Origin of the sequence: Rhodococcus sp. UNC23MFCrub1.1 (assembly GCF_000686025.1) — a bacterium.
Classification (GTDB): domain Bacteria; phylum Actinomycetota; class Actinomycetes; order Mycobacteriales; family Mycobacteriaceae; genus Rhodococcoides.
The window spans coordinates 95,255-109,680 of record NZ_JMLQ01000003.1 but is presented as its reverse complement, the minus strand read 5'-3'; the positions used below and the strand labels follow the sequence as shown (position 1 = coordinate 109,680).

The following is a 14,426-nucleotide window of genomic DNA, read 5'->3' as shown; positions in this document are numbered from 1 at the left end:
GCCGGGTCACGAGGCTGCGCCGATCACGGCCGCGGCGTCGAATCCCGCCACCGGTCCGATGACGATGATGGCCGGGGGGCGCACGTTCTCCGCACGCACCCGCTCGGCGACGGTGGTCAGATCCGCCCGCACCACCCGCTGCGACCGCGTCGTGCCCTCCTGGACCACCACGACCGGCGTGTCCGCGGCGCGCCCGTTCTCGACGAGCACGTCCGCGAAGGCTCCGATGCGCTCGACCGCCATGAGCAGCACGATGGTGCCGCGCAACCGGCCCAGGGACGGCCAGTCGATCAGCGAGTCCGGGTGATCCGGGCGCAGATGACCGCTGACGACGACGAACTCGTGCGTGACGCCACGATGGGTGACCGGGATACCGGCGGCGGACGGCACCGAGATGGCGCTGGTGATGCCGGGAACGACGGTGACGGGAATGCCCGCTGCGGTGCACGCCTCGAGTTCCTCGTATCCGCGGCCGAAGACGTAGGGATCGCCGCCCTTGAGTCGGACCACGAACCGGCCGGCGCGGGCATGCGTGATCAACGCGTCGTTGATGGCCTCCTGTGCCATGAACCGGCCGTACGGGATCTTCGACGCGTCGATCACCTCGACGTGCGGTCCCAGTTCGGCCAGCAGCTCGGGCGGCGCGAGACGGTCGGCCACCACCACGTCGGCACGCGCCAGCAGGCGGCGCCCCCGCACGGTGATGAGGTCCGGGTCCCCCGGTCCACCGCCCACGAGTGCGACCCCCGCGATCGACTTCTCCGGAGCGTCCGCGATGGCCCCGGACTGCAGCCCGTCCAGCACGGCGTTGCGCACGGCGGCGGACCGGCGATGCTCTCCGCTGGCGAGCACGCCGACGGTCAGACCGTCGTACTCCGCGCTGGCAGGCGTGACCGCCGTGCCGTCTCTCGCCACGTCCGCGCGCACGCAGAAGATCCGGGAGCGCGCCGCTTCCGCGACGATGGCCGCGTTGGTCTCGGCCTCGTCGGTGCAGGCGATGGCGTACCAGGCCTCGCGCAGATCGCCGTCGCGATAGTCGCGCAACTCCAGCTCGATCTGACCGAAGCTCGCCATGCCCTCGACGGCCGGGGTGGCCTCGCGGGTGATGACGACGACCTTCGCGCCGCACGACACCAGCAGCGGGAGCCGCCGCTGCGCGACACTGCCCCCACCGACGACGACCACGCGACGACCGGCCAGATCGAGCCCTGCGAGGTAGGGAGAATCGGTCGCGTCCACGTCGGAAGACCCTACCTGCCGTGGCACGGGCACGATCAGCGCTGCCGCACCCCGGACGGCGTGAGGTCGTAGCGAGCCGTGGTGCTGAGCGTCTGACGCCCGTTCACCACCGCGGCGTGGTTCACCTCGAGACGCAGCGCCTGCGAGTCCGTGGTCAACGACATCACCCCGTTGTCGAACCAGGGACCCGCCTCCGTGCTCCACTCCGCGTGCACGGGTTCCGCCTTGGCTCCGCGCGCCAGGCGCGCGAGCATCCTCGCCACCGGGCGACGGATCGCCAGGCGGTTGACCGCCCGGATCGGCAGGTTCAGTGGATTGCGGAACGGCGACATCGTCAGCTGGTACAGAGACGTCGACGTCGACACGCGGGTCTCCGCCTTCGCGACGTAGGAGCAGTGCACATCACCCGACAACCACACGACCGACTTCGGCGCGTCCGGTCCCACGACCACCTCGTCGACCAGATCCACCATGTCGCCGAACGACTTTCCGAACGCGGCCCAGTGCTCGAGATCGAGCGCGATACGCAGCTTCTCCCCGATCCGACCGAACCGCTTCCCCCACGCGCCCTGCGCCACCGCCTCGTTCCACTGCTCCACCGCGTGCAGCCCCGGAAGCATGAGGAAGGGCAGCGAGGAACCCAGGAGCACGTGCTCCTTGCCCGACTTCAGCGTGTGCTCGCGCACCCATGCCCACTCGACGTCGTCGACCATGGCCCTGCGCTCGGGCGACAGGTCACGCGAACACCGGCTGTCGATCATCACCAGACGCGTGTTGCCGATGTCGCGGTGATAGCTCCAGCGCGCCGAGGACGGTTCCGCGTCCGCCTTCAGGGCGAACTCGGCGAGCAGCGTCTCACGCTCGGAGTCGCTCGCGGCGGATCGCACGGCCGCGTACATCGCGTCGTCCTCGAGTTCGCGCGGGGACAGGTTGCCCAGGTGTTGGTAGACCCAGTACGAGGAGAAGGCGCCGATCACGCGGTCCTCCCACCAGGACGCCTGTGTCACCTCCGCGCGCCAGTCCGCGGAGGAGTTCCAGTCGTCCCGCAGATCGTGGTCGTCGAGGATCATGCACGTCGGGACCGTGGCCATCAGTTGGCGGACGCGGTCGTCGCCCCACGACTCCTGGTAGAGCCAGGTGTACTCCTCGAAGTCGCAGATCTCGTCCTCGACCTCCTCCGAGCGGGCGCCGGCAGCACGTTCGCCGGCCTCGCGCCGGGCGTGCAGGCGCTCGACGATCTCGGGCGACGGATCGTCCGCGTAGACCTGATCGCCGAGGAAGACCAGGAGATCCGGCCAGGTGTCGGGCTCCTCGCTCGCGACGCGGTCGGCGAGCCCGACCAGCGCGTCGGCACCGATGCGCGTCAGCGCCTCGTCGCTGTAGGTGTCACCCCGCCGACAGGATCCGAAAGCGACGGTGACGGGCTCGTCGTCGCACATCGTGTGCACGACGGCCCGGCGGTCGGGAGTGGGCCACACCTGCTCGCCGTCGATCGCGACGGTGTAGTCGACGAGGGAGTTCTGCGGCAGATCCTCGACGGCGACGAGGGCGTAGTGGTGCCCGTGGAGACCCCACGTGCGCTCGTCCACCGAGGCGCCCGAGGACGTGGTGACCGTGACGGTGCAGGAGTGCGACGTCTCCACCCAGAAGGTCGCGCGATCGGTACTGACGTAGCGGACGAACGGCCCCAGGATCAGTCTCTGGTCGATGTCGGTCATTCGATCCAGATTGCCACCAATGCCCGATTTCCGCGCCGTTCACCGGCAACCTGTCGGAAAAGTCTCCCGACGACATGTCCGGGAAAAGCCGCCACGGGGCACGTAGATGTCCCAATTGACGTGTGCGACAGGGGATGTTTACGTTGTTTGGATGACTGTGCGGATGTATTCGGTCGACGATGTCGCCGACATGCTGGGGCTGCACGTGCGCACCGTCCGCGGCTACGTGCGGTCCGGGCGCCTTCCCGCCGTCCGCATCGGCAAGCAGTACCGCATCTCCGGCGAGGACCTCGAGACGTTCACCGGGCAGGCCGCCTCCACACTGCGCACCGAGCATCGCGTCGAGGTCACCTCGATCGTCGACATCGACACCGTCGACCGCGAGACCGCGGATCGGCTGACCGCACTGCTCGCCAGAGCCACCGGGGACGCGCGACCCGACAGTGAACCGTTGCGCGTCAACACCGCCTACGACGCGCAACGCGACCGGCTCAAGGTCGTCGTCCTCGGCGCCCCGCGGGAGGTGTCACGGCTCCTGGACTACCTGGAGGGACTGCTCGCGGCGTGATCGGTGGACGGCCGGCAGGCCGCCACGAACCGAGCGAATCCCCGGGCCGTCGCCACCGGATGGGTGTGCAGATACGACGCGTGCACCCGTCCGCCGGCGCCGACGGATCCCTCCTGCACGGTGCTGCCGTCGCGCCGCCAGGCCCACGCGGGTTCGAACGATCCCGACCGGACGACGTGGGTGCGGTGGAATTCGTGGCCGGTGATGCGCTGGCCGACGTCGAACATCACCGACCCCGTCAGCGCCACCGCGTCTCGATAGCCGAGGGTGAGCCGCGACCCGAACTCGACGTCGAGGTCCAGCACTGCCGCCATGCGGTGCCCGTCCAGCGAGGTGGCCAGGTACAGGAGGCCCGCACACTCACCGTGCACCGGCCACCCGGCGTCGGCGAGAGCCCGGATGTCGTGCAGCAGTGGCTCGTTGGCGGCCAGCTCGGCGGCGTGGAGCTCGGGGAACCCGCCGGGAACGACCAGGCCGGTGGCACCCTCGGGCAACCGGTCGTGGCGCGGGTCGAACACCGCCACGTCCGCTCCCGCGGCACGCAGCACCTCCGGTTGCTCGGCGTAGCCGAACGTGAACGCCGGGCCACCGGCGACGGCGACCACCGGACGCGGACCCTCGATCCGCACCCCCACCGCGGCGTCCGGACTCCACGGCTCCGCCGTCGGAACCTGCGCCGTCGCCGCGATGCGAGCGAGAGCGTCGACGTCGACATGGCGCGACACCAGCTCGGTCATCGCCGCGACGGCGTCGACCGCGGCGGAGCCGTGCTCGGCTGCGGTCACCAGGCCGAGGTGACGCGACGGCACCTCGAGCGCGCCGGCGCGAGGCACCGACCCGATCACGGGAACGCCGACCCGGTCGCAGGCCTGTCGCAGCACCGCCTCGTGTCGCTCACTGCCGACCCGGTTGAGGATCACCCCGGCGACGCGGACCGAGGGGTCGTACGTCGAGAACCCGTGGACCAGCGCGCCGATGCTCTGGCTGTGCCCTCGCGAATCCACCACCAGGATCACCGGCGCACCGATCGCGGCGGCGACCGCGGCCGTGGACCCCTCCGCAGCGGGTCCGGTGGCGTGGGGGTCGATGCGACCGTCGAAGAGACCCATGACGCCCTCGACGACCGCGATGTCGCACCCGCTCGCACCCCAGCGCAGCGCGGGCACCATCGCGTCGCGGCCCGTCATGACGGCGTCGAGGTTGCGACCGGGCCGTCCTGCGGCGACGGCGTGGTACCCGGGATCGATGTAGTCCGGGCCGACCTTGAACGGAGCGACCCGCCGGCCGGCGGCGCGCAGTGCGCCCATGATGCCGGTGGCGATGGTGGTCTTTCCGCTGCCGGACGAGGGGGCCGCGATGACGACGGCGGGCAGATCGTTCACCATTCGATGCCGCGCTGACCCTTGCGACCCGCGTCCATGGGGTGCTTGATCTTCGACATCTCGGTGACCAGATCGGCGGCGTCGAGCAGCGCGGTGGGTGCGTTGCGGCCCGTGATGACGACGTGCTGGTTGCCGGGCCGGTCGGTGAGGGTGCGCACCACGTCGTCGACGTCGATCCACCCCCAGTGCAGCGGATAGGTGAACTCGTCGAGGACGTAGAAGCGGTGCCGTTCGTCCCGGATGCGCGCCGCGATCTCCGCCCACCCTTCGCGGGCGTCCTCGGCATGGTCGACCTCGTCGCCGCGCTTGCGCGACCAGGACCATCCCGAGCCCATCTTGTGCCACTCCACGGCGCCGCCGACGCCGGTCTCGTCGTGCAGATCACCGAGGGTGCGGAACACCGACTCCTCGCCGACCTTCCACTTGGCGCTCTTGACGAACTGGAAGACCGCGACGTCGAAGCCCTGGTTCCAGGCGCGCATCGCCATGCCGAACGCGGCGGTGGACTTCCCCTTTCCGGGGCCCGTGTGGACGGCGAGGATCGGGAGGTTGCGACGCTGCCTGGTGGTCAGGCCGTCGTCGGGAACGGTGCCGGGTGCCGGAACTCCCTGTGGCATGGACGATCTCCTCAGGCTGCGGCCCGGACGACGCCGGCCACGCTCGCCGACGACAGTTCGGGCAGTGAGATGTAGGTGCCGCGCAGGGCGGTCGCGAGGTCACGGGCGAGTCCGAGGCGAACCATGCCGGACTCGCAGTCGACGACCACGGAGGCCACCTTGTCCGCGGCCAGCAGTGCGGCGGCGTGACGGGCTCGTCCCACCGGATCGGGTCCACCGGTGGCTCGGCCGTCGGTCAGGGTGACGACGAGGGCACGACGCCCCGGCTCCCGGACCCGCTCACGTACGACGACGTCGCGTGTCGTCAGGAAGCCCGAGGCGAGCGGCGTTCTGCCACCGGTGCGTACGTCGCGGAGTCGGGTGACGGCGACGTCCACCGACCGGGTCGGCGGGAGGATCACCTCCGCGTCGCTGCCCCGCACCGAGACGACGGCGACGCGGTCGCGGCGTCGGTAGGCGTCGCGCAGCAACGACACGACGGCACCGGTGACCGCCGACAGGCGGTCGCGCGCCGCCATCGAGCCGGAGGCGTCGACGACGAAGACGATCAGATTGCCTTCGCGCCCTTCGCGATCGACGCCGCGCAGATCACCGCCCGCGATGGACAACCGGCCGGAGTCGGCCGCTCCCCTGCGCTCCGCGGCACGCATCAGAGTGCCGACGAGATGGAGTGAGCCGCCGGTGAAGTCGGTCGCACGCACGACACGACCCGAGGACACCCGCGCGCGTGAGCGACGACCGGGTGCGCCGTCGCCGACACCGTCGATCTGCAGAAGCCGGGCATCGAAGCCGTCCCCGGACGCGGCGGTTCCGGAGCTGCCACCGGTCGACGGCCGCGGGGGCGGTTCATCGGCGGACGGTGCATCGTCGGAGCTCGACTGTTCGGGAGCACCGTCCTCGGCAGCGGGATCGGGTGCGCCTCCGCCGTCCGGGTCGGGATCGGGATCGGGCTCCGGTTCCGAACGTCGCACGTCCTCGTCCGCCTGCGACATCGCGTCGTCCAGCTCGCCGTCCGCGAGTCCGGGAGCATCGAACGGATCGCGCCGACGCCGATGGGGCAACGCCAGTTCGACGGCGACGCGCACGTCGTCCTCGGTCACCGTGGTGCCGCCCCGCCACGCGGCGTGAGCGGTCGCGGTGCGCGCGACGACGAGGTCACCGCGCATCCCGTCGACGTCGAAGGCCGCACACACGGCCGCGATACGACGCAGTTCCGAGTCGGGCAGCTCGACGTCGGCGACACGGTCCCGCGCACCGGCGATGCGGGCCGCGATCTCCGCGTCGGCGTCGGCATGCGCCTCGGCGAACGCGACGGCGTCGCGTTCGTAGTCGAGTCGGCGACGGACGACCGTCATCCGCGTGTCGACATCGCGGGAGGCGGAGACGTCCACGGCGAGGCCGAAGCGATCGAGCAGCTGCGGGCGCAGCTCCCCCTCCTCGGGGTTCATGGTGCCGACGAGCACGAAGGTCGACGGGTAGGAGTGCGAGATGCCGTCCCGCTCCACGTGTACCCGGCCCATGGCTGCCGCATCGAGCAGCAGATCGACGAGATGATCGTGGAGAAGGTTGACCTCGTCGACGTACAGCAGGCCACGGTCCGCGGCCGCGAGCAGGCCGGGGGTAAAGGCGCGTTCGCCGTCGCGGACGATGCGCTCGAAGTCGATGGACCCGACGACGCGGTCCTCGGTCGCCCCGACGGGCAGTTCGACGAGCCGAGCGGGCCGGGTGCCCGCCGAGTCCGTGACGGGAGGCATCAGCGCCGTCAGCGCACGCACGGCGGTCGATTTCGCCGTGCCCTTCTCACCGCGTACGAGCACGCCGCCGATGCCGGGGTGAACGGCACAGAGTGAGAGCGCCAACAGCAGTCGGTCCTGACCGACGATGGCAGAGAACGGATATCCGGGATTCACGCGTGTGGTCCTGTTCGACCTCGGTGACCGCGCCGAGGAGTCGAGACGAAGCTGCGCGTGGTCTCCTCACGCAGCAGTGACACGAACGCTCGGCGATCTGGCTCCGTGGTCCGACCTCCTGAAGGAGGCCGGACCACGTCACAGTGGCGGGACCGCGCCCGAGTCACACGGGCTTCTCCGAGACGTTCGTCGGTTGTTCAGTGTCGGTGCAGGCGAGTCAGTTCTTGTCGCCTTCGCTCCAGGGACTGCCGCCGCCGCGCCGCATGGGCGTGTGCGGGATGCCGTCCTCGAGAACTTCCTGGCCGTCCGGGTAGAAGCCGTGCTTTGCGTACATCTCCACCAGGTAGCTCTGCGCGTTGATGCGGCACGGGGACGAGCCGACCTCCGCGAGCGCAGCCCGCAGCAGACGCGTGGTGTGGCCCTGCCCGCGCGAGGAGCGGTGGGTGCACAGGCGCCCGATGCGGAACGACTTCTCGCCGTCGTCGTGCTCCTCGAGGAGACGCAGTGTGCAGACCACGCTGCCGTCGCGCTCGAGCCAGAAGTGGCGGGTGTCGGAGAGCAGGTCCTTACCGTCGAGCTCGGGGTAGGCGCAGGCCTGCTCCACCACGAACACCTCCACGCGCAGCTTGAGCAGCTCGTAGAGGGTCTCGTTCGACAGGTCGAGTGCCCAGGATCGCTTGAGTGTTGCAGTCGCCGTCGTCATGTGATGGTGGTATCACACAGTTCCGGAGTGCGCGACCTGCCGGCCGGTGGCCGAGGTCGTGTCGAGCTGCAGCACTCGCGTGGTGTGCGACCAGATCTCGTCGAACAGACGCGGGTTCTCGGCCAGCTTGGTGCCCAGGGACGGAACCATGTCCTTGAGGGTCGGCTCCCACGAGCTGTACCGGTCGGAGAAGCAGCGCTTCAGCACGTCCAGCATCGCCGGCACGGCGGTGGACGCGCCGGGTGACGCCCCGAGCAGGCCCGCGATGGTGCCGTCGCCCGCGTTGATCACGGCGGTGCCGAACTCGAGCACGCCGCCGCGACCCTTGCGACGGATCACCTGGACTCGCTGTCCGGCGGTGACCAGCTCGAAGTCCTTGCCTTGAGCGGACGGCATGAACTCCCGCAGCGTCTCCACGCGGTCGGTCTCGGACTGCAGCAGCTCGGTGACGAGGTACTTGGTGAGGGCCATCTCGGTGACACCGACACCGAGCATCGAGAACAGGTTGTTCGGCTTGACCGAGTTGACGAGATCGGTCATCTTGCCCTGCTTGAGGAACTTGGGCGACCAGCCGGCGTAAGGCCCGAACAGGAGCCCGGGCTTGCCACCGATGACGCGGGTGTCGAGGTGCGGCACCGACATCGGGGGCGCACCGACCGAGGCCTTGCCGTACACCTTGGCGGAGTGCTGCTCGACGAGCTCGGGGGTGGTGCACCGCAGCCACTCACCGCTGACGGGGAAACCGCCGAAGCCCTTGGCCTCCGCGATGCCCGACTTCTGCAGGAGGTGCAGGGCGCCGCCGCCCGCGCCGACGAAGACGAACTTGGTGACGATCTTGCGCGTGACGCCGGTCCGCCCGTTGTAGACCTTGACGGTCCAGGTGCCGTCGGAGTTCTTGGACAGATCGCGGACCTCGTGCCCGAAGTTGACCGACGCGCCCTCCACCGCGAGGTGGTTGAGGAGCTGCTTGGTCAGTGCGCCGAAGTCGACGTCCGTGCCGCCGTCGGACCAGTTGAGCGCGATCGGATCACTGAAATCGCGCCCCTTCGCCATCAGCGGGAGGCGACGGGCGAACTCGGTCTCGTCGTCGATGTACTCCATACCGGGGAACAGCGGGTTGCCCGAGAGCGCGTCGTACCGCGCTCGCAGGTACTTCACGTTGTCCTCGCCGTGCACGAAGCTGACGTGCGGGATGGGGTTGATGAAGTTCTTGGGGTCGGCGAGCACGCCGGCCTCCAGCGCGTGCGACCACCACTGCCGCGAGACCTGGAACTGCTCGTTCACGTTCAGCGCCTTGCTGATGTCGACGGAGCCGTCCTTGCCCTGCGGGGTGTAGTTGAGCTCGCAGAGGGCGGAGTGGCCCGTACCGGCGTTGTTCCACGGGTCGCTGCTCTCCGCGGCCGCAGCGTCGAGACGCTCGAAGACGGAGATGGACCAGGTGGGCTCGACCTGACGGAGGAGCGTGCCCAGCGTGGCGCTCATGATGCCCGCGCCGATCAGGACGACGTCGGTCCTCTCCACCTTCGATCCCGACTTGGTGCCGGACTGACTGTTCTGATCGTGTTCGCCCACTGCTGGATCGACTTCCTTCGTCCATCGGCACTCCCGACAGGGAGTGCGGTGCGGATGCTGCTGTCCGCGGCGCCGTGCCGCGTCACCGCGACAGTCACCGTCTCTGTACCCGATTGTGCCCCTCGCCACCCCTGCGAAGCGGCCATTACTGTGTGAGTGTGACTACATGGGCGCCCGATGTACTCGGTGACGATTACGAGCAACTGACCATACCGCTCGGCTCCGACCCGGACGGCGAGGGCGAGGTGCGGGCCACACTCGTGCGCCTGACGCGGTCCGTGACGGGTTCCGCGACGCCGAAGGGCGCAGTCCTCTACGTGCACGGTTTCACCGACTACTTCTTCCAGCGCCATCTGGCCGAGCACTTCGCCGATCTGGGACACGCGTTCTACGCACTCGATCTGCGCAAGTGCGGACGCTCCATCGGCGAGGGGCAGTCGCCGCACTTCGTGTCCGACCTGGCGCTGTACGACGAGGAACTCGACCGGGCGCTGGCGATCGTGCGCGAGGAGACGGGCGCCGAGGTCCTGATGGCGGCGCACTCGACGGGCGGCCTCATCGTCCCGCTGTGGCTCGATCGTCTCGAACGCACCCGAGGGGGTGCCGCTGCCGCCGGCATCTCCGGTCTGGTGCTGAACAGTCCGTGGTTCGACCTCCAGGGCCCGCCTCTGGTGCGCAGCGTCGGAACCGTCGCGATCGGTGTCCTGGGCCGCGTCGCTCCCCTGCGCGCGTTGCCGGGCCAGGGTCTGGACACCTACGGCCTCTCCATCAGCTCGGGTGGCAACGGCGAGTGGGACTACGACCTGTCGTGGAAACCGTTGGCAGGCTTTCCCATCAAGCTCGGCTGGATCCGCGCGGTCCGTCGCGGCCACGCGGAACTGCACCGGGGACTCGACATCGGCGTACCGTCCCTGATCCTGCGTTCCAAGGTCACCCGCTTCTCCAAGACGTACGTGCCGGACGTCGACGCCGCGGACGCCGTTCTCGACGTCCGACAGATCGCGCGGTGGGCGGGATGCCTGGGCAACCGCACGACGATCGTGCCGATCGAGGGCGCCCGCCACGACGTCTTCCTCTCCACACCCGAGCCGCTGGAACGCGCCTTCGCCGAGATGGACGACTGGCTGCGGCACCGCGGCAGCGGGTTGTCCGACGCGCCCTCGGGCGGCGACCACGCAGAACTGGCGACCGGATCGTGAGCGCCACGGCGGACACCGGGTCCGATGTCCAGCATTTCGACCTCGCGATCATCGGAACCGGGTCCGGTAACTCGATTCTCGACGAGCGCTTCGACGGGTTGAGCGTCGCGATGTTCGAGGAGTCCATCTTCGGCGGCACCTGCATCAACGTGGGATGCATCCCGACGAAGATGTTCGTCTACGCGGCGGAGGTGGCCCGCGCTGTCACCACTGCGTCGAAGTACGGCATCGACGCCCACATCGACAGGGTGCGGTGGACCGACATCGTGGACCGCGTCTTCGGCCGGATCGACCCCATCGCGGACGGCGGGGAGAAGTACCGCCGCGAAGGTTCGCCCAACGTGACGCTGTTCAGCAGCCACGCGCGCTTCGTCGGACCGCGCCGTATCGACACCGGTGACGGCCGTGTCGTCACCGCCGACAAGGTCGTCGTCGCGAGCGGCTCGCGTGCCACCGTCCCCGATTTCATCCGCGACAGCGGCGTCACGTTCCACACCAACGACGACATCATGCGGCTGCCGTCCCTTCCGGAGCGGCTGATCGTGCTCGGGTCGGGCTACATCGCCGCCGAGTTCGCGCACGTGTTCTCGGCCCTCGGCTCGCACGTGACGGTCCTGGCACGCAAGGAGCGCCTCCTCCGCAAGTCGGATCTCGAGATCTCGCAGCAGTTCACCACGCTCGCGCAGGACAAGTGGGACGTCCGGCTCTCGGTCGATGCCACCGGTGTCCGTCAGGACGGCGACGACGTCGTGGTGTCCCTGTCGGACGGCACCGAGGTACGCGGGGACGCGCTGCTGGTGGCGATCGGTCGCGCTCCCAACGCCGATCAGCTCGGCGCCGACGAGGCGGGCATCGACCTGCACGACGACGGCCGCATCGCGGTCGACGAGTTCGGCCGCACGTCGGCCGAGGGCGTCTTCGCACTCGGCGACGTCTCGTCGCCGTACCAGCTCAAGCACGTCGCCAATGCCGAGGCGCGTGTGGTGCAGGAGAACGTCCTGAAGCCGTCGTGGGACGACACGACGGGGTGGAAGCGCTTCGATCACCGCTACGTCCCCTCCGCGGTGTTCACCGATCCGATGATCGCCGAGGTGGGTCTCACCGAGCAGGAGGCTCGTGACCAGGGATACGACATCGCGGTCAAGGTCCAGAAGTACGCCGACGTCGCGTACGGCTGGGCGATGGAGGACGACGAGGGTCTCTGCAAGGTGATCGCCGACCGCGCGACCGGTCGACTGCTGGGCGCGCACATCATCGGTGAGCAGGCGCCGACCGTGATCCAACCGCTGATCCAGGCCCTCACGTTCGGGCAGTCCGTCCGCGACGTCGCACGGGGCCAGTACTGGATCCACCCGGCACTGCCCGAGGTGGTCGAGAACGCGCTCCTCGGACTCGATCTCGACTGAATCGGACGCGCTCGCGCCACGCTGATTCCGTGTCGGTGGTGTCGGTTACTGTCTGTTCAGGTCGTCGGGGGGCGGCCTGATCGGGGCATCACCGGGGGGGTGAATTCGTGTACGACGCACCAGTTTCCGTCGATGTGGTGGTGTCGGCGAAGGTCGACGCCCAGGCCTCGTTCGCCCGGACCGTGTCGGCGTCGTGTGCGTACGTGCAGGAGTCGTCGCGCCGGCCGGCGGTGCTCGGTCCGGGTGGGGTGTTCGACGCGGAAGCCGCCGAGACCTGTGCGGTGGCGGAGGTCGCGGCGGCGTTGGCGGTGTCGACGCGCACGGTGACCGAGTGGCTGTTCCTGACCCGCACCGCGCATCCTGCGGTGGCGGAGGCGTTCGATGCGGGCCGGTTGGCGTATGCGGCGTTCCGGACGGTGTGCCGGTCGGTGGCCGGGGTTCCGAACGCCACCGAGGCACTGCTGCAGCGTGTGATCGCTGCCGCGTCGAGCTGCACTCCCGGTGCGGTGGCAGCGGCGGTCGATCGGATTCTCGCGGAGTTCGACGCGGAGTGGCACCGCATCGCTCGGGAGCGCGCGACGACGGAACGGTACGTCTCGGTAAGGAAGCTGCCGCGAGGTCAAGCCGAGCTGAAGGTTCGTGGCCCCGCAGAGCAGATTGCCGGGATGAAGCGGGCCATCGTCGAGGCGGCCCGAGGGGTGTGCGATCCGAGTTCGCTGCCGGCGCGGTTGTTCGACGCTGCGCACGCGATCATCACCGGCACACCTCTGCCGTGCGACTGCGTTGACGAGAGTTGCGCCCACGCGCCGTCGCCGGCCGCACCGGCCCATCATGCCGTCATCGTCCTCGACGCCGCCACGGCGGCGGGGTTGGCAGGGGAACCCGGTCACCTCGTCGGCTGGGGTCCGGTTCCTGCGGACACTGCACGGAGGATCGCCGGGGATGCGACGTGGCAAGCACTCATCACCGCAGCCCGCGGAACTGAACCGCGGGCGGGATGCAGCTACCGTTGCCCGGAGCACGACCCACCCACCGTCCCCGACCCGCCTGTGCCGATCACGGGTCGGGAAGTCCGCCGCACCCGCCGTATGCCCGCAGGCTGGACACCGACCGCGGGGAAGCTGGGCAGCACGACAGCCCGCAAAGCCAGGGAGCAGGTCGACTATCTCCGCGCGCTCCCACCATCGGCGTTGGACCGCGCCGTAGCCGACCCCGACGGCCACGGTGGCTTCGCCGTACCCCCGGCCGGGGCGTTGACCTACCGGCCGTCCGAGGCGGTCGCGGCGTTGGTGACAGCCCTGTATTCGACGTGCGTTCATCCGGGATGTGCTGTGCCCAGAGAGGACTGCGACCTCGATCACGTCGTCCCGTTCGACCACACCGACCCCCGGAGAGCCGGATGGACGGTCGCCGCCAACCTTCAACCCCTGTGCCGCCGGCATCACGGGTTGAAGACACGGGGGCAGTGGCATTACCGGAAGCTTCACAACGGCATCGTCCACATCCGCGACTCGCAGGGGAACGACTACCTCACCGCGCCCGGCGAATGATCACCAGGCGCTGGTGCGCATCACGATCTCGGTGGCCAGTGCTGCGGCCGCGGCGTCCGGGGTCGACGAGTCGAGCGTGACGACGCGGTAGTCGCCGTAGACGTAGCGGCTCGTCGCGGACGCCTCCTCCGCGAAGGTGGGGTCCACGACCACCATCGTCGTACGCAATTCGACTGCCGGGCAACCGGAGTCGTCACGAACAGCCGGGTGACCCCGGTCGATGACGACCAGGCTCGACACGCGCCCGAACGTGCGGGCGGCGAGCGACCAGGCGCGGTCGGCGCCCTCTCCCCTGCCGACCAGATTGACCCACGGCAACCCGAGAGCATCGAGCAGCGCCACGAGATCGGTGTCGTTCGGACTCACGCCGGGCTCGAGCGTGACGGTGCGCAGATCCGATGTCGTCAGCCGCGCCGCCGTGTCGTCGAAGACGTCTGCGCCGTCGTTGTCGGCCGGGAGCAACAGCACCGCGTGGCCACTGTCCGGCCCATCGATTCGCACGGTCAGATCGCCGGAGGGCAGGGAGACGGTCTGCTGCTGCATGGGACCCGACGCTACCCGA

The 14,426-nt window shown here is 69.6% G+C and carries 12 protein-coding genes; 4 read left to right on the top strand and 8 right to left on the bottom strand.

The features are described 5' to 3' along the window. Window positions 1-6: 6 nt before the first annotated feature. Both cobA and BR07_RS0108435 read right to left on the bottom strand, forming a co-directional pair. Window positions 7-1,239: a uroporphyrinogen-III C-methyltransferase gene (gene cobA, locus BR07_RS0108440; protein WP_027505067.1), complete on the bottom strand. Its 1,233-nt coding sequence runs from the start codon at window positions 1,237-1,239 to the stop codon at window positions 7-9. Between the two features lie 35 nt (window positions 1,240-1,274). Beyond that, window positions 1,275-2,957 (bottom strand): alkaline phosphatase D family protein, encoded by a 1,683-nt coding sequence (locus BR07_RS0108435; RefSeq protein WP_027505066.1) that lies wholly within the window; start codon window positions 2,955-2,957, stop codon window positions 1,275-1,277. Between the two features lie 151 nt (window positions 2,958-3,108). Here BR07_RS0108435 and BR07_RS0108430 point away from each other — a divergent pair, with 151 nt between their 5' ends. Then, the gene (locus tag BR07_RS0108430) at window positions 3,109-3,525 is read left to right on the top strand and encodes a helix-turn-helix domain-containing protein (protein ID WP_027505065.1); all 417 of its coding nucleotides are present in this window, start codon (window positions 3,109-3,111) and stop codon (window positions 3,523-3,525) included. Here the strand turns inward: BR07_RS0108430 and BR07_RS0108425 are convergent. From BR07_RS0108425 to mqo, 5 genes are all read right to left on the bottom strand, one after another. Beyond that, entirely contained in the window at window positions 3,498-4,910 is a 1,413-nt protein-coding gene (locus tag BR07_RS0108425) for a cobyrinate a,c-diamide synthase (protein WP_027505064.1), read from the bottom strand. The two genes, BR07_RS0108430 and BR07_RS0108425, sit on opposite strands and share 28 nt — an antisense overlap. Next, window positions 4,904-5,524 (bottom strand): cob(I)yrinic acid a,c-diamide adenosyltransferase, encoded by a 621-nt coding sequence (gene cobO, locus BR07_RS0108420; protein WP_027505063.1) that lies wholly within the window; start codon window positions 5,522-5,524, stop codon window positions 4,904-4,906. The genes BR07_RS0108425 and cobO overlap by 7 nt, the downstream gene beginning before the upstream one ends. Before the next feature lie 11 nt (window positions 5,525-5,535). Then, window positions 5,536-7,434, bottom strand: coding sequence for a VWA domain-containing protein (locus tag BR07_RS0108415; protein ID WP_027505062.1), 1,899 nt, complete (start codon window positions 7,432-7,434; stop codon window positions 5,536-5,538). Between the two features lie 217 nt (window positions 7,435-7,651). Then, complete coding sequence (locus tag BR07_RS0108410; protein WP_027505061.1) at window positions 7,652-8,137, bottom strand: GNAT family N-acetyltransferase; 486 nt, start codon at window positions 8,135-8,137, stop codon at window positions 7,652-7,654. Window positions 8,138-8,149: 12 nt separating this feature from the next. Beyond that, window positions 8,150-9,709 (bottom strand): malate dehydrogenase (quinone), encoded by a 1,560-nt coding sequence (gene mqo, locus BR07_RS0108405; RefSeq protein ID WP_081821172.1) that lies wholly within the window; start codon window positions 9,707-9,709, stop codon window positions 8,150-8,152. Between the two features lie 158 nt (window positions 9,710-9,867). Here mqo and BR07_RS0108400 point away from each other — a divergent pair, with 158 nt between their 5' ends. The 3 genes from BR07_RS0108400 (at window position 9,868) to BR07_RS0108390 (ending at window position 13,864) form a co-directional block, all read left to right on the top strand. Next, complete coding sequence (locus tag BR07_RS0108400) at window positions 9,868-10,908, top strand: alpha/beta hydrolase (RefSeq protein WP_027505059.1); 1,041 nt, start codon at window positions 9,868-9,870, stop codon at window positions 10,906-10,908. Further along, entirely contained in the window at window positions 10,905-12,314 is a 1,410-nt protein-coding gene (mtr, locus tag BR07_RS0108395; protein WP_027505058.1) for a mycothione reductase, read from the top strand. Before BR07_RS0108400 ends, mtr begins: the two co-directional genes overlap by 4 nt. A gap of 107 nt (window positions 12,315-12,421) precedes the next feature. Further along, the gene (locus BR07_RS0108390; protein WP_081821171.1) at window positions 12,422-13,864 is read left to right on the top strand and encodes an HNH endonuclease signature motif containing protein; all 1,443 of its coding nucleotides are present in this window, start codon (window positions 12,422-12,424) and stop codon (window positions 13,862-13,864) included. Here the strand turns inward: BR07_RS0108390 and BR07_RS0108385 are convergent, their stop codons facing one another. Next, entirely contained in the window at window positions 13,865-14,407 is a 543-nt protein-coding gene (locus BR07_RS0108385; RefSeq protein ID WP_027505056.1) for an alpha/beta hydrolase, read from the bottom strand. Between the last annotated feature and the right edge of the window lie 19 nt (window positions 14,408-14,426).